General features: G+C 57.3%; 16 protein-coding genes and 1 other RNA gene. 13 read left to right on the top strand and 4 right to left on the bottom strand.

Going from position 1 to position 20,059, the window contains the following annotated elements:
• Window positions 1-53 precede the first annotated feature (53 nt).
• A complete protein-coding gene (locus BFP89_RS02850) occupies window positions 54-356 on the bottom strand; it encodes an RnfH family protein (protein ID WP_065883927.1) in 303 nt (100 codons plus the stop codon).
• The gene (locus BFP89_RS02845) at window positions 349-783 is read right to left on the bottom strand and encodes a type II toxin-antitoxin system RatA family toxin (protein ID WP_065883925.1); all 435 of its coding nucleotides are present in this window, start codon (window positions 781-783) and stop codon (window positions 349-351) included. The genes BFP89_RS02850 and BFP89_RS02845 overlap by 8 nt, the downstream gene beginning before the upstream one ends.
• Before the next feature lie 169 nt (window positions 784-952).
• Here BFP89_RS02845 and smpB point away from each other — a divergent pair, with 169 nt between their 5' ends.
• The gene (gene smpB, locus BFP89_RS02840; RefSeq protein WP_003235073.1) at window positions 953-1,435 is read left to right on the top strand and encodes an SsrA-binding protein SmpB; all 483 of its coding nucleotides are present in this window, start codon (window positions 953-955) and stop codon (window positions 1,433-1,435) included.
• Between the two features lie 37 nt (window positions 1,436-1,472).
• On the opposite strand, the gene BFP89_RS02835 is transcribed toward smpB, so the two are convergent.
• Complete coding sequence (locus BFP89_RS02835) at window positions 1,473-2,240, bottom strand: GntR family transcriptional regulator (protein ID WP_065883924.1); 768 nt, start codon at window positions 2,238-2,240, stop codon at window positions 1,473-1,475.
• A gap of 251 nt (window positions 2,241-2,491) precedes the next feature.
• On the opposite strand from BFP89_RS02835, the gene BFP89_RS02830 reads away from it, so the two are divergent.
• From BFP89_RS02830 to BFP89_RS02785, 11 genes are all read left to right on the top strand, one after another.
• Window positions 2,492-4,186, top strand: a complete 1,695-nt coding sequence (locus tag BFP89_RS02830) for a lactate permease LctP family transporter (protein WP_065883922.1) — start codon at window positions 2,492-2,494, stop codon at window positions 4,184-4,186.
• A 70-nt stretch (window positions 4,187-4,256) separates the two neighbouring features.
• Window positions 4,257-7,067: an FAD-binding and (Fe-S)-binding domain-containing protein gene (locus BFP89_RS02825; protein ID WP_065883921.1), complete on the top strand. Its 2,811-nt coding sequence runs from the start codon at window positions 4,257-4,259 to the stop codon at window positions 7,065-7,067.
• A 137-nt stretch (window positions 7,068-7,204) separates the two neighbouring features.
• Window positions 7,205-7,483, top strand: coding sequence for a hypothetical protein (locus BFP89_RS02820; protein WP_065883919.1), 279 nt, complete (start codon window positions 7,205-7,207; stop codon window positions 7,481-7,483).
• 93 nt (window positions 7,484-7,576) lie between these two features.
• Window positions 7,577-7,973, top strand: a transfer-messenger RNA (tmRNA) gene (ssrA, locus tag BFP89_RS02815).
• Between the two features lie 173 nt (window positions 7,974-8,146).
• Window positions 8,147-9,352, top strand: a complete 1,206-nt coding sequence (locus BFP89_RS02810; RefSeq protein ID WP_065883915.1) for a tyrosine-type recombinase/integrase — start codon at window positions 8,147-8,149, stop codon at window positions 9,350-9,352.
• 458 nt (window positions 9,353-9,810) lie between these two features.
• Window positions 9,811-10,050, top strand: coding sequence for a helix-turn-helix transcriptional regulator (locus BFP89_RS26980; RefSeq protein WP_083208001.1), 240 nt, complete (start codon window positions 9,811-9,813; stop codon window positions 10,048-10,050).
• Window positions 10,043-10,633 (top strand): helix-turn-helix domain-containing protein, encoded by a 591-nt coding sequence (locus BFP89_RS02805; RefSeq protein ID WP_065883913.1) that lies wholly within the window; start codon window positions 10,043-10,045, stop codon window positions 10,631-10,633. The genes BFP89_RS26980 and BFP89_RS02805 overlap by 8 nt, the downstream gene beginning before the upstream one ends.
• A 291-nt stretch (window positions 10,634-10,924) precedes the next feature.
• Complete coding sequence (hsdR, locus tag BFP89_RS02800) at window positions 10,925-13,291, top strand: EcoAI/FtnUII family type I restriction enzme subunit R (RefSeq protein ID WP_065883911.1); 2,367 nt, start codon at window positions 10,925-10,927, stop codon at window positions 13,289-13,291.
• Between the two features lie 89 nt (window positions 13,292-13,380).
• Window positions 13,381-14,850 (top strand): type I restriction-modification system subunit M, encoded by a 1,470-nt coding sequence (locus BFP89_RS02795; protein WP_065883909.1) that lies wholly within the window; start codon window positions 13,381-13,383, stop codon window positions 14,848-14,850.
• Entirely contained in the window at window positions 14,847-16,550 is a 1,704-nt protein-coding gene (locus BFP89_RS02790) for a restriction endonuclease subunit S (protein WP_065883907.1), read from the top strand. The genes BFP89_RS02795 and BFP89_RS02790 overlap by 4 nt, the downstream gene beginning before the upstream one ends.
• Before the next feature lie 35 nt (window positions 16,551-16,585).
• Window positions 16,586-17,674 carry an endonuclease NucS domain-containing protein gene (locus tag BFP89_RS02785; RefSeq protein WP_065883905.1) on the top strand — a complete coding sequence of 363 codons (1,089 nt, stop codon included), beginning with the start codon at window positions 16,586-16,588 and terminating at the stop codon, window positions 17,672-17,674.
• Between the two features lie 225 nt (window positions 17,675-17,899).
• Here BFP89_RS02785 and BFP89_RS02780 read toward each other — a convergent pair whose 3' ends face one another.
• Window positions 17,900-18,481, bottom strand: a complete 582-nt coding sequence (locus tag BFP89_RS02780; protein WP_065883903.1) for a recombinase family protein — start codon at window positions 18,479-18,481, stop codon at window positions 17,900-17,902.
• A gap of 226 nt (window positions 18,482-18,707) precedes the next feature.
• Between BFP89_RS02780 and BFP89_RS02775 the strand changes: the two genes are divergently transcribed.
• Window positions 18,708-19,676, top strand: coding sequence for an integrase (locus BFP89_RS02775; RefSeq protein ID WP_065883901.1), 969 nt, complete (start codon window positions 18,708-18,710; stop codon window positions 19,674-19,676).
• The last annotated feature ends 383 nt before the right edge of the window (window positions 19,677-20,059 follow it).

Genomic DNA, 20,059 nt, shown 5'->3' with positions numbered 1-20,059 from the left:
AGCAACACTCAACAAAAAGCCCGGCATGCCGGGCTTTTTGTTGTCTGAAGGATTTATGAGTTTTGCTGCCTGGTCTTCGCCGCCCTGGCCGCACGCTGCCGGCGTATTTCCTTGGGATCTGCCAGCAACGGCCGGTAGATCTCAATTCGATCACCTGGCTGCACAACACGCGCATCAGCGTCCGAAACCACCTTGCCGAAGATCCCCAGCGGGCAGTCAGACAGCATGCATTGCGGAAACCGCTCAGCCATTCCCGACATTTGCACCGCCGCCCTCAGGCTCGTGCCCGCCGGAACCTTCACCTGCAATAAAACCTGGCGATCAACGGTGGCATGCACCACTTCAATCTCAACCATGCAGTTGCTTGGCCCGCTGGCAGAACGCATCCACCAGCGTATTCGCCGCCTGATTGAACAAAGGCCCCAATGTCGCGCGGACGATCGGCCCTGCGTAATCGAACGACAGATCCAGGCTGATCTTGCAGGCCTTGTCCGTCAGCGCCTTGAATACCCAGACCCCATGCAACTGGGTGAACGGGCCTTCCTGCAGATTCATCTCGATGGATTTTCCAGGCACCAGCACATTGCGCGTAACAAAATGCTGGCTAAGCCCACCCTTGGCTACGCCGACGCTGGCAACCATGTACCCGTCATCGCCCTCCAAAACCTCGGCGGTGGAGCACCACGGCAGGAATTCCGGGTAACGCGCCACGTCGTTGACCAGGTCATAGAGCGCCTGTGCGGGATACGGCAGCAGGGCCGAACGTTGAATATGCGTCGTCATGTGAGCGTTATTTCCACAGCTGAGCGGGCAAACATCGCGAAACAACAGCCAGATCCGCGAGAGAAAAAAACCAGAGAACTGCCCGCATTGTCCGGGATTCGTCCAACACGCTCAAGCACGCAGGTTGACCGTAGCCGACACGCTCGCAACTCCCTATAATGCCGCCCCTATGGCTAAACAAAAGAAACACCCAACAGGGACCATCGCGCAAAATAAAAAGGCGCGACACGATTACTTCATCGAGCATCGGTTCGAGGCTGGTCTGGTCCTGGCCGGCTGGGAAGTAAAAAGTCTGCGTGCCAGCAAGCTGCAGCTGGTCGACAGCTATGTGCTGCTCAAGGATGGCGAGGCGTGGCTGCTTGGCAGTCATATCACCCCGCTGACCACCGCGAGCACCCATGTAATTGCCGACCCGGTGCGCACGCGCAAGCTGCTGCTCAATGCCCGCGAGCTGGAAAAACTCGCTGCGGCAGTGCAACAGAAAGGCTACGCCTGCATCTGCTTGTCCTGGTACTGGAGCAAGCACCTGGTCAAGTGCGAAATTGCGCTGGGCAAGGGCAAGAAGGAATACGACAAACGCGATACCGAACGCGAGCGCGACTCCAATCGCGAATTGCATCGCGCAGTGCGTAACAAAGGCAAGGAAGACTAGCCTTGTGACGATGCGGCTTCGGGCAACTCGCCCGAGGCTACATGCCTTTACGTCGCTCCGCCCGAGCCACGCGCTGAACCTCCTGACGAACCTCCTCCAGCACTTCCTGCACATACAGCAGGTGACGCGTTGAGATCTCCCGCGCCTGCTCGGCCCGCCCTTCAATAATGGCCAGATACAGATCGCGATGCTGGCTGATCAGCATGTCGCGGGTCTCGGTGCGCTGTTGATACATGCCGCCAATGTTAGTCACCACGTTACGCTTGAGCAGATCGAACAGCCCGCGAATGGTGTGCAGCAGCACGGCGTTATGACTGGCCTCGGCAATGGCCAGGTGAAACCGCGCATCTGCCGCGCCCTCCTCCACTCGACTCACCTCATCGACGCGCGCGTAGCAATGCTGCAACGCCTCAAACGCCGCCGTCAGCCGCTCACGGTCCACTTCCGTTGCCCGCAATGCCGCGTAATAAGCACAGGAAGCCTCAAGCGTCTGGCGAAATTCCAGCAAGTCCCGCTGCGCTTCAGGATTGTTTTCCAGCAGATGCAACAAAGGGTCACTGAAGGTTGACCCCAGGGATTCCACCACATAGTTGCCGCCGCCCTGACGACTGACCAACAACCCTTTGGCCGCCAGCTTCTGAATCGCTTCTCGCAGCGACGGGCGCGACACACCAAATTGTTCAGCCAATGCGCGCTCGGCCGGCAAGCGCTCGCCCGACTTCAACGTGCCCTCAAGGATCATGCCCTCGAGCTGCTCGACAATATCGTCAGACAAACGGCGCTGACGCACCTGATCAAACCCCATAACCCGCTCTCCACCATCCCGACCACGCGCCGGGCTCTCTATTCTGGCCTATCGCCGCGCTCCCGGCACCTATCAGAACGCCTCGGATTATCCCGATCAGAACGCCGCACACCCACTCGTACGACCAAAGTTTCCTGAGCGGCAAATTGACACCCCCCTGCCAAGCCTCTTAATCTAGCCCACAGCGACTGTAAATTGGTATTACCAATTATCCAGAGCGTATAAACAACAACAATCAGGGGCCACCCCATATGCAAACCTGGCAACAGCTCTACAGCCCTCTTGGCAGTCTCGGTGTATCCGCACTGGCCGCCGTTATCCCCATCGTATTTTTCTTCCTGGCCCTGGCTGTATTCCGCCTCAAGGGGCACGTGGCCGGCAGCATCACGCTGGCGCTGTCGATCCTGGTGGCGATTTTCGCCTTCCAGATGCCGGTGGACATGGCCCTGGCCGCCGCCGGCTACGGCTTCGCCTATGGCTTGTGGCCGATTGCATGGATCATCGTGGCGGCGGTATTTCTCTACAAATTGACGGTCAAGAGCGGCCAGTTCGAAGTGATCCGCAGCTCAGTCCTGTCGATTACCGACGACCAGCGCCTGCAGGTACTGCTGATCGGCTTCTGCTTCGGCGCCTTCCTCGAAGGGGCGGCCGGTTTCGGTGCGCCCGTGGCCATTACCGCCGCCCTGCTGGTCGGCCTGGGTTTCAACCCGCTCTACGCCGCCGGCCTGTGCCTGATTGCCAACACCGCCCCGGTCGCCTTCGGTGCGTTGGGTATCCCGATCATTGTGGCGGGCCAGGTCACCGGCATCGACGCCTTCAAGATCGGCGCCATGACCGGTCGCCAACTGCCCCTGCTGTCACTGTTCGTGCCGTTCTGGCTGGTGTTCATGATGGACGGCCTGCGCGCCGTTCGCGAGACCTGGCCCGCAGCCCTGGTGGCGGGCCTGAGCTTTTCCGTCACTCAGTACTTCACCTCCAACTTCATCGGCCCGGAACTGCCCGACATCACCTCGGCACTGGCCAGCCTGATCGCCCTGACTTTATTCCTCAAAGTCTGGCAACCCAAACGCAGCGCCGGCGCGCAGATTGCCGGCGCCACCTCGAGCACGGCGGTTACCGCCAGCGCCGGTGGCTTCGGTTTGCCGCGCAACACCCTGGTTTCGCCGTACAGCCTGGGGCAGATTTTCAAGGCGTGGTCGCCCTTCCTGATACTCACCGTGCTGGTGACCATCTGGACCCTCAAACCCTTCAAGGCGATGTTCGCCGCCGGCGGCTCGATGTACAGCTGGGTGTTCAACTTTGCGATCCCGCACCTGGACCAACTGGTAATCAAAGTCGCGCCTATCGTCACCAACCCCACCGCCATACCGGCGGTATTCAAGCTGGACCCGATTTCTGCAACCGGCACCGCGATTTTTTTCTCCGCGCTGATCTCGATGGTGGTATTGAAAATAGACGTAAAAACTGGTCTTACCACTTTAAAAGAGACCTTCTACGAGCTTCGCTGGCCGATCCTGTCCATCGGCATGGTGTTGGCCTTCGCCTTTGTCACCAACTACTCGGGCATGTCCTCGACCATGGCCCTGGTGCTGGCCGGCACCGGCGCGGCCTTCCCGTTTTTCTCACCGTTCCTCGGCTGGCTCGGCGTTTTCCTGACAGGCTCGGACACCTCGTCCAATGCACTGTTCAGCTCGTTGCAGGCCACCACCGCCCACCAGATCGGCGTCAACGACACCTTGCTGGTGGCGGCGAATACCAGTGGCGGCGTGACCGGCAAAATGATTTCGCCACAATCGATCGCCGTGGCCTGTGCCGCGACCGGCCTGGTCGGCAAGGAATCCGACCTGTTCCGCTTCACCCTTAAACACAGCCTGTTCTTTGCCACGATCGTCGGGCTGATCACCCTGGCACAGGCGTATTGGTTCACCGGTATGCTGGTGCACTGAGACCTGCACGCAATAGGGTAAGAATCGACGCCGGACAACGGTTCCGGCGTCAGCTATTTCTGGAGGACCGATGAGCCTGCCTGCCGCATTCCTGAGCGACGTCGCACAACTGATCCCGAAGGATCGTCGTTTTGACGATCCACTTTCCACCCTCGCCTTCGGCACCGATGCCAGCTTTTACCGATTGATCCCACAGCTGGTGATACGCGTGGAGTCGGAAGACGAAGTGGTCACGCTGCTGCAACTGGCCCAGCGCGACCGCGTCGCCGTGACCTTTCGCGCGGCGGGCACCAGCTTGTCCGGCCAGGCCATCAGCGACTCGGTGCTGATCGTGCTGGGTGATCAGTGGAATGGCCGCGAAATTCGCGAGCAAGGCCTGCAGATCCGCCTGCAACCCGGCGTCATCGGCGCTCAGGCCAACGCCTGGCTTGCGCCATTCGGGCGTAAGATCGGGCCGGACCCGGCGTCGATCAACGCCTGCAAGATCGGCGGCATCGTTGCCAACAACGCCAGTGGCATGTGCTGCGGGACGGCGCAAAATACCTACCACACCCTCGCAGGCATTCGTCTGGTCCTGGCCGATGGCAGCCGCCTCGACACCGAAGACCCCGCCAGCGTCCAGGCCTTCCGCCACACCCATGGCGCGCTGCTAGAACGCCTGGCCACACTGGGCCGGGAGACGCGGGCAAACGCCGAACTGGCGGCAAAAATTCGCCACAAATACCGTCTGAAAAATACCACCGGCCTGTCACTGAATGCCCTGGTGGATTTCGATGACCCGCTGGATATCCTCAGCCATTTACTGGTGGGGTCCGAGGGCACGCTGGGGTTTATCAGCGCCGTGACCTACCACACAGTGATCGATCACCCGCACAAAGCCTCGGCACTCATCGTATTCCCGGACGTCGAGACCTGCTGCAACGCGGTCACCGTGCTGAAAACCCAGCCGGTGTCGGCCGTTGAGCTGCTGGACCGGCGCAGCCTGCGCTCGGTACACAACAAACCGGGCATGCCGGCGTTCGTACAGCAACTGTCGGAAAATGCCTGCGCGCTGCTGATCGAATCCCGCGCCGCGTCTCCTTCATTACTGCATGAACAACTGGCGCTGATCATGGCCTCACTTGCCTCTTTTGCGGTGGAGAAGCAGGTCGACTTCACCGAAGACCCGCTGGAAAACGCCCGGCTCTGGGCGATTCGCAAGGACACCTTCCCCGCCGTGGGCGCCGTACGCAAAACCGGCACTACCGTGATCATCGAAGACGTCACCTTCCCCGTCGAGCAGCTGGCCATCGGTGTAAACCGTTTGATCGAACTGTTCGACAAACACCACTACGACGAAGCCATCCTTTTCGGACACGCCCTGGAAGGCAATCTGCACTTCGTCTTCACCCAAGGCTTCAACAGCGCGGAAGAAATCGCACGCTATCAAGCGTTCATGGACGACGTGGCCCAACTGGTGGCGGTGGAATTCGGTGGCTCGTTGAAAGCCGAACACGGCACCGGTCGCAATATGGCGCCGTTCGTCGAACTGGAATGGGGCAGCGATGCCTATCAACTGATGTGGCAGCTCAAGCGCCTGCTCGACCCCAACGGCATCCTCAACCCGGACGTGGTGCTCAGCGAAGACCCGCAGATTCACCTCAAACACCTCAAGCCCCTGCCCGCCGCCGATGAGCTTGTGGATAAGTGCATCGAATGCGGGTTCTGCGAGCCGGTATGCCCGTCGAAAGGCCTGACCCTGAGCCCGCGCCAACGCATTGTGATCTGGCGCGACATCCAGGCCAAACAACGCACCGGCGTCGACACCACCGAATTGGAAGCGGCCTTCCACTACCAAGGCATCGACACCTGCGCCGCGACCGGGCTCTGCGCCCAACGCTGCCCTGTAGGCATCAATACCGGCGACCTGGTGAAAAAGCTGTGCAGCCGCGATGCCGACCGTACGAAAACCGCTGAATGGCTCGCCACCCATTTCGCCACCGCGCTGCAAGGCGCGCGCTTTACCCTGCACGTCGCCAACGGCGCACGCATGCTGCTGGGCGCCCCGCGCCTGGCGAAGTTATCGGCCACCGTCACCCGGCTGTCCAAGGGGCAAGTCCCGCAGTGGACCAACGCCATGCCACAGCCGGAAAAAGCCATTCGCTTCAGCCCGGCCGTCACCGACGAGCGACCACGGGTGGTCTACCTGGTGGCGTGCGTCTCACGCGCCATGGGCCCGGCGGCGGGGGATAAAGAGCAAATGTCGCTGTACGACAAAACCCGTAGTCTGCTGGAAAAAGCCGGTTACCAGGTCGTCTTCCCCGACCACCAGGACAACCTGTGCTGCGGCCAACCCTTCGCCTCCAAAGGCTATGCCGAACAGGCCGAACACAAGCGCCAGGAACTGATCGGCGCCCTGCTCCACGCCAGCCGTGGCGGCCTCGACCCGATCTACTGCGACACCAGCCCGTGCACCCTGCGCCTGACGCAAGACCTGGGCGAGACACGCCTGGACCTCTACGACCCCGTACGTTTCATCCGCACCCACCTCATGGACCGCCTCGACTTCACGCCGCAGGAAGCGCCCATTGCCGTCCACGTCACCTGCAGCACCCAGCACCTGGGCGAAAGCCAGGCGCTGATCGACCTCGCCCGACGCTGCGCCAGGACCGTCGTCATCCCCGAAGGCATTCACTGCTGCGGCTTCGCCGGCGACAAAGGCTTCACCACCCCGGAACTCAACGCCCACTCACTGCGCAGCCTCAAGGACGCGGTGCAACACTGCAGCGAAGGCATCTCCACCAGCCGCACCTGCGAGATCGGCCTGAGCCTGCACGGCGGCATCGATTATCACGGGCTGGTCTACCTCGTCGACCGCGTCACCCAGGCCCGCGCCCATTGAACCTGAAAAATAAAACAGAACCCCTGCGCGCCGGTGTAGTCATCTGCATAGGCCTCGACAAACGAGGCTCATCAGTGATGTCGCTGGCAGCCCCTCAACGCCAGCAGCGTCGAGCCCTTTGCGCAAGGAGATACCCTATGAAGCGTTCCGCTCTTGCTGGCTTGTTCATTACCGCTGCGATGCTGGCATCCCCTGCTTTTGCAGCCGGTGATAAAGACCTGTGCCAGATCAACCTGGACAAAATCAACAACGGTAAAGCCCTGCTGTCCACCGACACCAGTGGCAAAAGCGGCGAAATCGACACCGCCGTCGCCCAAGCCAAGGCCGCCCATGCGGCAGGTGATGACAAGAAGTGCATCGAAATCACCTCCAAGGCCCTGCAAGACCTGCAGAACAGCGAGAAAGGCGGTCAGTAAGCGATAGGGCCGACCTTCGGGTTGGCCTTTCGTGAAGGTTTGGCGTACACTGCACAAGCTTGTCACTCACTAGAAACAACGAGTTACAAGCACGGGGCCGTTTAGGATTCGACGCCGGTCGCGAAACTTTAGGTGCATGCCGAGTTGGTAACAGAACTCGTAAATCCACTGTTGCAACTTCTTATAGTTGCCAATGACGAAAACTACGGCCAGGAATTCGCTCTCGCTGCGTAAGCAGCCTTAGCCCTGAGCTTCTGGTACCTTCGGGTCCAGCAATCACCAGGGGATGTCTGTAAACCCAAAGTGATTGTCATATAGAACAGAATCGCCGTGCAGTACGTTGTGGACGAAGCGGCTAAAACTTACACAACTCGCCCAAAGCACCCTGCCCTTCGGGTCGCTGAGGGTTAACTTAATAGAAACGGCTACGCATGTAGTACCGACAGCGGAGTACTGGCGGACGGGGGTTCAAATCCCCCCGGCTCCACCATTTAGTCTTCCCAGGAAGACCCAGAAAAGCCGTAAAGCCTAGATAAATCAAAGCTTTACGGCTTTTTTCTTGCCCGCGTTTTCCCACCTAGTCCCAGGGCATCCCACGGTTGACGGGGGCATATATGGGGGCATAAAACGCTCATCTGCTCGCCCGGAGAGGATGTGCCCCCAATGCCCCTGAAAGACACCAACTGCCGTAACGCCAAGCCACAGGACAAGCCATACCGTCTGTACGACGAACAGGGCTTGTACCTGGAAGTGCAGCCCAACGGAGGCCGTTATTGGCGCTTGAAGTACCGTTTTCTGGGAAAGGAAAAACGCCTTGCTCTTGGCGTTTACCCAGAGGTCGGCTTACAGGATGCTCGTCGCAAGCGTGATGATGCTCGTGTCCAGCTCGCCGGTGGCCATGACCCGTCGCTGCAAAGACGCATGGCCAAGGTAGTCAGCCAGCTCGATCACCAGCACACCTTTGAGTCGGTTGCCACGCAGTGGCTCAGTATTCGCGAGTCCTCGTGGGACCCCGAATACACACGCACGGTGCGGCAGCGCCTTGAGCTCAATGCCTACCCCTGGTTGGGAAAACTACCCATCAGCAGCATCAGCACGCCCATGCTGGTAGAAAACCTCCAGCGCATCATCAAGCGTGGTGCTCGCGAGACGGCGCGTCGTGTAGCCCAAATCTACAAACAGATTTTCGAGTTCGCTGAAGCTGCCGGTATTACCCCACCCAACCAGATCGGGAATCTCTCACGTACGCTCCCAGCCAAGCGGGTGAAACATTTTGCTGCCGTGACAGATCCTGAAAAACTCGGCGCGCTGCTCAAAGCACTGGATAGCTACACCGGAACGATGCCTGTTTGTTGTGCGTTGAAGTTGGCCCCGTTGCTGTTCTGCCGACCTGGAGACCTTCGACACATGGAGTGGTCGGAGGTAAATCTGGATGCTGGCGAATGGTTGATTCCCGGCCACAAAATGAAAGGGCTCACTGCCACCAAACAGGATCGCCCAGATCACCTGGTTCCCCTAAGCCAACAAGCAGTCGCGGTTCTGCGCGAGCTGAAACCACTCACCGGTAGACATCGATATGCCTTCCCTTCAGCCCGAGGAGGCGACCGACCGATGTCCAACAATGCCGTCCTCAGTGCGTTACGCCGCATGGACATCAGCGGCGACGAAATGACTGGGCACGGCTTTCGTGCGACAGCGAGAACCATAGGTGCGGAGGTGCTGGGGTTTCGCCCAGATCTCTTGGAACATCAGCTTGCTCACACGGTAAAAAATCCGCTGGGACGTGCGTACGATCGAACCTCATTTCTGCCAGAGCGACGCGACATGATGCAGCGCTGGTCAGATTACCTAGATGCGATCAAGGCCTGAGCTTACTGCTTGGGCTTGCAATACCGCTTCCCGCTTGGTAAAAAACAGGCATCTCTAGGACGTTCATAAGACTCCACGGGATCGTCACGCCGCCCCGGTTACGGCGTTAAAAATCCGAAGTCCGCCTGCTGTTAGCAGATGGACTTTCTGGCTACCTCATCGGGTTTCGCCAGCATCTCGCAGTGCCGTCTGTGCCTGCTCGCCTGAACAAGGCTGCTAAAGAAACGTACGGACTCCTATTCCGTACCAGCAGGGTCTTTCCTCTCTCCCACGCCAAAGACACAGCTTCAGCTGTCATGCGTACAGCTGCCGCAGGCAATAAATCTCGGAGGCCCGTAACACGAGCCCCGACAAACTTCCCTGCTTTGCAGTAGGAAAATCCGAGCGCCACTCCTAACACATATGCGTATTGCAGCACTTGAGGACTGCTGCAACGCCACCGCCTGAGCACCAATCACATGTCAGCACGAACGATTACAACCTGCCCAGAAGACCCGCGCTTCCTTCGCCTGCCCGAGGTTGAGCTCGTTGTCGGGAAAAAGAGATCCACGATCTATCGCGACATAGCCGCAGGAAAATTCCCTGCTCCATATGATCTAGGCAGCAGCAGATCGGTTGGCTGGCTCAGCACGGAGATATCTGCCTGGATCCTGAGCCGGCCGCGTGTGCAACTGCGTGGGGGGCCTAACAATGACTAACGTATCAGCCCCACTGCGTGCGCAGACCCAGTGGTTCCATGTTTTCAGGGCTATGATCGATCAGGGCGACGTCGCTCGAATTGGGCCCCATGCGTTTACGGTTTATGCCGTCATCAAGGCACACGCCAACTTCGACCATGGCTTATCAAAACCGGGCATTCAACGGATTTCCGAACAGTCTGGAGTCAGTCAGGCACAGGTCAAACGGGCACTGGTAGTTCTCGAAAAAGCCGGCTTCATCGCGAAGAAAAAGTTCGGCCGATCCAATCACTACACATTACGCGAAAAGGTGCAGGTCACTCAGGCCGGATTACCACATAAGGTAGTAACCTGGGATTACGTGCCAAATCTCGCATATGAGACCGTTAGGGACCTCAAGAAAGCCATGAACGCTGGCGATCTCGCAAGTACGCGAATACTGAACATCGATAGTCTGAATATCCAAATCAACCTGTCAGGCGGAAACTCCCAAATTGACTTAGGCTCATTGCAAGCTGACCTAGATCGACTGCCAGCCGGCATTCGAGAAACGCTGCGTAGAAATCTCAATCGCCGTACCGATCTTATACACAGCTCAGAGTGATACGTATCACTCTGAGCTGTAATGGATGCGGATAGAGCTCACTGAGAGCTCTATCCTAATCAGAATTGGGCTCAGGCTGAGCCCCTAAAAAGAAAGAATTAAAAAAATTCTAAGAACAGTTGGACGACTCGGCGCGGGAACACTGCAATGCCATTACTCGCCTCCACCTTCAGCTATCGAAACCTGATCAACCACCGAGCCGAGACTGAACGCGGTATATTTACACTAATCGAGCATGATCAGCAGTGCCGGAATGGAGCGACCAGGCCGGCTTGAAAGGGAATTGGGGTTATGGACAAAAAGTCGCTTTCCGAGCGGGACATCTGCAGCAAGTACATAGCCCCGGCCGTCCAGCAGGCTGGCTGGGACATGCACAAGCAGGTGCGCGAGGAAGTCAGCTTTACCAAGGGCCGCATCATCGTCCGGGGCAAGCTGCACAGCCGAGGCGAATCCCGCCGAGCCGACTTTATCCTCTATCACCAAGCCAACCTGCCCATCGCCGTGATCGAGGCGAAGGACAACAAGCACTCTATTGGCTCCGGTATGCAGCAGGCGCTTGGCTATGCCGAGGCGTTGGATGTGCCGTTCGTGTTCTCCAGTAATGGCGATGGCTTTCTGTTTCACGACCGCAGCGGCACAGGCTGCCAGGTCGAAACCGAGCTTACCCTCGACCAGTTCCCCAGCCCGGATGAACTCTGGCAGCGCTACTGCCAATGGAAAGGCCTGGACGACCAGGCTCAGCACAAGATCGAAGCGCCCTACTACGACGACGGCTCTGGGCGCATGCCGCGCTACTACCAGATGAATGCTATCAACCGCACGGTAGAGGCCGTGGCACGCGGGCAGGATCGCGTGCTGCTGGTGATGGCCACCGGTACCGGCAAAACTTACACCGCTTTCCAGATCATCTGGCGGCTGTGGAAGTCCAAGCAGAAGAAACGCATCCTCTTCCTCGCTGACCGCAACATCCTGGTCGACCAGACCAAGAACAACGACTTCAAGCCATTCGGCCAGGCGATGACCAAGATCGCCAAACGCCAGATCGATACCTCCTACGAGATCTACCTGTCGCTCTATCAAGCCGTGACCGGCGCTGAAGAAGAGATGAACATCTACAAGCAGTTCTCCCGCGACTTCTTCGACCTGATCGTGATCGACGAATGCCACCGTGGCAGCGCAGCCGAGGACTCCGCCTGGCGTGAGATTCTCGACTATTTCTCCAACGCCACCCACGTCGGCCTCACTGCCACGCCGAAGGAGACCAAAGAGGTTTCCAGCATCACCTACTTCGGTGATCCGGTGTACAGCTACACCCTCAAGCAGGGCATCGAAGACGGCTTCCTTGCCCCCTACAAAGTGGTGCGCATCGATTTCGACAAGGACCTGCAAGGCTGGCGTCCGCCCAAGGGCATGGTCGACAAGAATGGCGAACTGATCGAAGACCGCATCTACAACCTCAAGGACATGGACCGCACCCTGGTGATCGAGGCGCGCACCCAACTGGTGGCGCAGAAGGTTACCGAACTCCTCAAGGCCACAGATCCGTTTCAGAAAACCATCGTCTTCTGCGACGACATCAACCACGCCGAGCGCATGCGCCAGGCACTGGTCAACCTAAACCCCGAGCGTGTGGCGGAGAATCGCAAATACGTCATGCGTATCACCGGCGATGACCAGGAAGGCAAGGCCGAATTGGATAACTTCATCAACCCGGAAGAGCGCTACCCGGTGATTGCCACCACGAGCAAGCTGATGACCACCGGCGTCGATGCTCAGACCTGCAAGCTTATCGTGCTCGACCAGCACATCAAATCGATGACCGAATTCAAGCAAATCATCGGTCGTGGAACTCGCATCAACGAGGACTACGGCAAGTACTGGTTTACCATCATGGACTTCAAAAAGGCCACCGAGCTATTTGCCGACCCGGCTTTTGACGGCGACCCAGTAGTGATCTACGCCCCAGAAGGCGATGACTCCCCCGTACCGCCGGATGACCCACTAACAGATGAAGTTGGCATCAGCGCAGGCAACGATAACGAAGGCGATGACCTGGATTTTACCAGCGAAGATGAGGGCAAAAAACGCATCAGGTACGTCATCGACAACGTCCCGATTCATGTCATCGCTGAGCGCGTGCAGTATTACGGCCCGGATGGCCGGCTGATCACCGAATCGCTGCACGACTACACCCGCGCCTGTGTGCAAAAGCAATTCGCCTCGCTAGATGACTTCCTACGGCGTTGGAGTGATTCCGAGCAAAAGAAAGTCATCATCGAGGAGATGGCCGTCCAGGGCGTGATGTGGGAAGCCTTGGCGGATGAAGTGGAAAAGAAACAGGGCAAGCCCCTCGATCCGTTCGACCTGATCTGCCACGTCGCTTTCGATCAACCTGCCCTATCACGTCGCGAGCGAGCCGAGCAGGTGAAAAAGCGCAACTATTTCGCCAAGTATTCCGGCGCAGCCCGCCAGGTGTTGGAGGCGTTGCTGGATAAATATGCCGATACCGGTATCGAGCATATTGAGGACATCAAAATCCTCCAACTCGACCCTTTTAGCCAGTTAGGTGCACCCATCGAGCTGGTCAAGGCCTTTGGCGGTAAGGCTGGCTACAACAAGGCTATCCATGAGCTGGAAGACGAACTTTACGCAAGCTAAGGGCTAAACACCGACGACATGCCAAGGCAGTCGCCCCCACTATCCGGTAGAATTTCGCCCCCCCTTGCGGTACGCGTTGAGAGAACTTCATGTCCATTAGCTCCACCATCAAGTCCATTCAGGACATCATGCGCAAAGACGTTGGCGTAGACGGCGACGCCCAGCGCATCGGCCAGTTGGTTTGGCTACTGTTCCTGAAAATCTTCGATGACCGCGAGCTGGAATGGGAGTTGATGGACGACAACTACCGCTCGCCCATTCCCGACAGTTGCCGCTGGCGTACCTGGGCCGCTGATCCGGAAGGCATGACTGGCGATGCGCTGAAGGACTTTATCGACAATAACCTGTTCCCCCAGTTGCAGAACCTGAACGAGTACAGCAACACACCGTCAGCTTTCGTGGTGCGCAGCGTGTTTGAAGACGCCTACAACTACATGAAGTCCGGGCAGTTGCTGCGCCAGGTGATCAACAAGATTCAGGAAGGCGTGGACTTCAACAAGGCCCAGGAGCGCCACGAGTTCGGCAATCTCTATGAGCAACTGCTGCGCGACCTGCAGAACGCGGGCAACGCTGGCGAGTTCTACACCCCACGCCCGGTCACCGAGTTTATGGTGCGTATGGTCGATCCTAAGCTGGACGAAAAGGTTATGGATCCGGCCTGCGGGACAGGCGGTTTCCTCACCTGTGCCATTGAGCACAAGCGCAGCCGTTATGTAAAAACCGCTGAAGACGAACGCACCTTGCAGGCCAGCATTTTCGGCGTGGAGAAAAAGCCGCTGCCGCACCTGCTGGCTACCACCAATATGATTCTGCACGGCATCGAGGTGCCCAGCCAGATCCGCCATGACAACACCCTTAGCAAGCCGTTGATCAGTTGGGGCCCGAGCGAGCGTGTACATTGCATCGTCGCCAACCCGCCGTTCGGAGGCATGGAAGAAGACGGCATCGAAACCAACTTCCCCGCCACCTTCCGCACTCGTGAGACAGCAGACCTGTTTTTGGTGCTGATCATGCAACTGCTGAAAGACGGTGGTCGCGCCGCCGTGGTGCTTCCTGATGGCTTTCTGTTTGGCGAAGGCATAAAAAGCCGGATCAAGGAAAAGCTGCTGACCGAGTGCAACCTGCACACCATCGTTCGTCTACCCAACGGCGTGTTCAATCCCTACACCGGCATCAAGACCAATCTGCTGTTCTTCACCAAAGGCACACCGACCAAACAGGTGTGGTTCTATGAACACCAGTACCCGGCAGGCGTTAAGAACTACTCCAAAACTCGCCCCATGCGTATCGAAGAGTTTGCCGTCGAAGAAGACTGGTGGGGCAGCCAGGCCGACGGCTTTGCCGCACGGGTGGAGAACGAATTCGCCTGGAAGGTCAGCGTCGCAGAGATACAAGCGCGCAACTGGAACTTGGACTGCAAGAACCCGCATATCGGCGAACAGATTACCCACGACCCGGAGGCACTGCTGCGCGGCTATGCGGACCTGCAAAACGAAATCAGCGGCCTGCGCGACCAGCTTAAGGCGGTACTAGTGGAAGCCCTGGAGCGAGTTGTATGACCGCTCTGCTGACCGACAACCTACCGCTGCTGGCCGATGCACCCAATGGCATAAAAAAGCTGCGCAACCTAATTTTGGGGCTAGCGATGCGCGGCAAGCTGGTACCGCAAGATCCGAATGATGAACCGGCCAGCGAGTTGCTCAAACGCATTGCTGATGAGAAGGCGCGTCTAGCTGCACAGGGCAAGACTAAAAAACAGAAATCGTTGGCTGATGTTACTGGCGAGGAAAAACTATTTGATCTGCCGAAAGGATGGGAGCGAGTTCGGTTTGGAATCCTGATTGAGCTGATATCAGGTCAACATCTGGGGCCAGAGGAGTATTTTGGAGATCCGAAAGACGGTGCGATTCCATATCTCACCGGTCCAGCTGATTTTGGCGAGGTCTTTCCTCGGCCGACTAGGCATACTTTTGAAAGGAGAGCGGTCTCTGTCGAAGGTGACATTCTACTTACAGTCAAAGGGTCGGGCGTCGGAAAAACAAACTTTGTTGATAAACCAATGCTCGCCATCAGCCGTCAACTTATGGCAATTCGGCCAGTCCTAGTCAATAGCCAATTCGTTAGAAACATGCTGTTTTCTATGGCCGATCACTTCCAAAGCAAATCAATTGGAATTGCCATCCCTGGCATTTCTCGTGAGGATGTTCTGGATTCTGTAGTATGCATTCCACCTCTTGTCGAGCAATTGCGCATCATCGCCAAAGTCGATGAGCTGATGGCCCTGTGCGACCGCCTGGAAGCCCAGCAGACCGACGCCGAAAGCGCCCACGCCCGACTGGTGCAAGCGCTGCTCGACAGCCTGACCCAAGCCAGCGATGCGACCCATTTTGCCACCAACTGGCAACGCTTGGCCGAACATTTCCACACACTGTTCACCACAGAACCAAGCATCGACGCCCTCAAACAAACCCTGCTGCAACTGGCCGTGATGGGCAAACTGGTGCCGCAAGATTCCAACGATGAATCGGCTGAAGATCTGTACGAGCGTATCCAGGCTGAAAGGCAGCGGCTGGTGACAAAGGGGACACTGAGAAAGCAGAAGCCCTTGGCAGAAATCGACCCAAAGGCTATTCAGCTCAAATTGCCTTCGACATGGAAATGGGTGCCGCTTTTAGAAATAACAACAGGGATGGACTCAGGATGGAGCCCTTCTTGCCTTAGTAATAGCTCACCGTCTAATGACGTATGGGGTGTTCTCAAAACAACTGCAGTGCAAGTAATGAGATACCTAGAGCATGAAAATAAGGAGCTTCCTGATCATCTTGAGCCTCGTCCCGAGGCAGAAGCCAAGGCCGGTGACATTCTGTTCACTCGTGCTGGCCCCATGAATCGCGTAGGTATTTCCTGCTTAGTTGACAGTACGCGTCCGAAGCTAATGATTTCCGACAAAATCATCAGATTTCACCCCATTGAGTTAGGTGCTAATGGCCGTTTTATTGCCCTTTGCTTAAACGCAGGGGTAACCGCTAAATATTTAGAAGAAGCTAAATCAGGGATGGCTGCTAGTCAGGTCAACATCTCGCAGGAAAAGCTAAGAGTCGCACCGATCCCGTTAGCACCACTCGTCGAACAACACCGCATCGTCGCCAAAGTCGATCAGCTAATGGCCCTCTGCGACCAACTAAAAAACCGCCTGACCCAGGCCCGCCAACTCAACGAACAACTAGCCAGCACCCTGGTTGAGCAGGCGGTGGCCTAGCGGATTGCCCGCCGCATCACGTTAAGGACAACCCCATGCCCATCAAAACGCAAATCTGGACGGTCGGTGGCCAACCCAGCCAGTTGCAGGAGTGCATCCTGCCCAGCGAGCAGTTACTGGAAGACATGATCGTCAGCGCACCACGGCTGCTGTCGGAAGAGTGGATGCTGATCGGTCGCCAGGAAAGCACCGGGCTGGGCGGGCGGATCGATCTACTGGCAATCGCCCCGGATGCCTCCCTGGTGCTGATCGAACTCAAGCGCGACCGTACCCCGCGTGATGTGGTGGCGCAGGCGCTGGACTATGCCTCATGGGTGGAGAAACTGGCCGCCGAGGACATTGCCGCCATCTACAAACGCTATCGCCAGAACGCCGATTTGGCGGCGGACTTTCAGGCCTACTTTGGCCTGCCGCTGGATGAAGAGGCGCTCAACCAAAGCCACCAGATCATCATCGTCGCGTCCGGGCTGGATGCCAGCACCGAGCGCATCGTCGCGTACCTCAGCGAGCGCGATATCGCCATCAACGTGCTGTGTTTTCAGGTGTTCCAGCAGGGCGCGCAACAGCTGATCAGCCGCTCCTGGCTGCTCGACCCGGTGGCAACCCAGGCCAATGCCAGCAACACCCGCAGCGACGGCCCGAGTGAGCCGTGGAATGGTGAGTTCTATTGCTCGTTTGGCCACAGCTCGACGCGCTCCTGGCTGGATGCACAAGCCTTGGGTTTTATCTGCGGCGGTGGCGGCACCTGGTACAGCAACAGCCTGAAGATGCTCGCCCCCGGCGACCGGGTCTGGGTCAACATTCCGCAGCAGGGCTACGTTGGCGTTGGCCGCGTAACCGGACGCGCCACGGCGGCAGCAGACTTCACCGTGCCCCACAACGGCATCGATAAGCCGGTGCTGCAAGCCGCAACACGCGGCACCTACCACGCCGAACACAGCAATGACCCAACGCTATGCGAATACTTCGTGCCGGTGGAATGGCTGCAAACCGTGCCGGTTGAACAGGCCATCAAAGAAGTCGGCCTGTTCGGCAATCAAAACACCGTCTGCCGCCCGACTACGCCAAAGTGGCGCTGGACGATAGAGCGGTTGAAGGTGCGTTTGCTCAACGGGGCGCAATGACTGCCAAGGCCATCCGATTCATTTGCGGACAAGCCATCGGCTCAGGCACCTAGCAGCCTCAATCATCACCGGTAATCTGCCAAACCCAACAGGTAACAAGTAAGGCGGGGTTCGCGGAAATTACCCGCCGGCTAAATCTATGTAACTTCGTGGGTACGGCAAGGCTCTGCTCTTGAGCGTGTAGTACCTTTAACTCGTTGTCAGGAAACTGCCCAGGCAGTCTGCTCAATACGGACCCGCTTTCGATGAATTGGACGAGCGGATGTAACGATACAAAGTCGTCCTCGAAACTCCATAACGCCTAGCAATATCGGCTACCTGTATAACCGGATCTCTGAGCAACGCCCGTATTTCACGTACCTGGCGATCATCAAGCATAGGCTTTCGCCCTCCTGTCCTCCCTCTTGCACGAGCAGCTACCAGTCCCGCACGAGTGCGCTCCCGAATGAGATTGCGCTCAAACTCTGCGAGGGCTGCGAACACGTGAAAGATCAGCTTGCCGGCAGCGCTGGTGGTTTCGATTCGTTCGGTTATGGATTCGAAGGCCACCCCTTCCCGCTCCAAGCTACTGACAATCCCAACCAAGTCAGGCAAAGAACGACCGAGGCGGTCCAGTTGCCAGACAACCAGAGTGTCACCACCACGCAGAGCTTTGAGGCAATGCCCCAGCTCCGGCCTGTCCGCCGACTTTCCGCTCATGGTCTCTTCGTAAACCACGGAGCACCCAGCCAGGGCAAGTGCATCTCGCTGCAGGTCGAGATTCTGATCATCAGTCGAAACTCGGGCGTACCCAATCCGCTTTCCCATACGTTTTTCTCACACTGATTTCGGTACGGGAAAAGTGACAGGAAAGCGGTAAATCCCAAGTCCAAAAAATCATCTGGGGTAGGTGTGCCATAAACGACCGTTTACGGGATGGATGCGCTCGTCAATTTCAGGCGCTGAATGCGACCGAAAACGAAGCCCAGGATATTTTTTCTCGCTCAACATTTCCTTTAGCGGCTCAGCACCTGAGCTGAATGGAGGAATGACCATGAAGCAGAGTTTCCACTCACATTTTGATCGGGACTTGACCAAGGCCGGCTCGGCGATACTCGAGGAGGCAGTCCGGCGCGGGCTACTCAGTCAGCACGAGGCCATGATCCACGACCAGCAATGGGCGCAGTTTAGTGTTTATGCCAGGGAGTCTGATGAGGTGGATATCCTGGAGCTCGTCAATAAAAAACTGGTGAGGAAGTACGGTGAAGAGCTCTATATCCAGGCATACCAAGGGAATCTTCCGCTGCAAAGCGTGTCGGTCCTGCTTGAGACTGTATATTCAGTGATGGGCTTCGCAACTGATGGCCGTTGGAAAGGCGCAGCGGCTAACGTCGGTAGCCGTCTTGGTTTCCCAAGCCACGCACGCATTACCGTGCCGCGCAGTCTTGACCGAATTAAGTTTGAAGCCGCGATGGTGGATATTCAGGCTCTCTACTCAGAGCAGCTTGCAACATTAATCAGTCTAGTTCGATACCTCGGCATGTCACTGCTTGAGGCTTTTTTCTTCGACGCAGAAGATGCTCACAAGGACGCCAAAGAAGAAAACATCTTTTATGTGTTCAGCAAAGATAAGCATGAGCATCGGATCGTTAATATTTCTGCCCCTGAGCAAATTGTAATTTTGGAGAAGGCCGCAGCGTTTCAAAACCTTCAGGGTAGCAGTCACGCGACGCCAGCAGGTTGGCGTACATGGAAATTAAAGAATCTAACTGCAGCTCAAGAGCTTTTACTTTCTCACGGACTAAACATTGATGATTGTCGCGCGGCATATGCCTGCGAGCTCTACCGGCGATTGTCTGGTCACCACGCCCCGATTCTTAGGGGCAAAGCTCCCAACGATGAGGATCTGGAGGCCCGGAATCACGTCGCCTACGAGCTCGGGAATATGCGTATCTGGGAAACTGATGCATACGTCGGTGCCCGGGCCAACCTGAGGAAGGAAGCCGCCGGTACCAGTCGCTAAGCCATCACACAGCAAATTTGGGATTAGATCAGACAGCCTTAACCTTGGCAGAGCTCGAATTAAAGGAGTCAGGGTATGGATCGTTTTGAATTGCTTGTATATGCCGTGCTTGCCGTCATCAGTGCGCTGACTATCGCAGGTGTAATTGGCTATATGGTCGCAGCGTACCTGGACAAGAAGCACGGCGACGATTGAGCCTTCAGCGGAACAGCCAGATACCTGCAACAAACTGCCCGCTACCCCCTTGGCAGCGGGCGCTTACCCAAATCTATCGGCAAGGCAATCTACCGCTGCGCTACGCAGTATTTCCCCAACCCCATGAGGTCATGAGATGACTTCGGAAGGGCTGCCAATTTCCGCACCATAGCGAAAGTGACCAGAGT

Source organism: Pseudomonas sp. 31 R 17 (assembly GCF_900004915.1).
In the GTDB taxonomy this organism is placed as follows: Bacteria; Pseudomonadota; Gammaproteobacteria; order Pseudomonadales; family Pseudomonadaceae; genus Aquipseudomonas; species Aquipseudomonas orientalis_A.
Note: the sequence above shows the minus strand (reverse complement) of the source record. Positions and strands in the feature narration are given on the sequence as shown.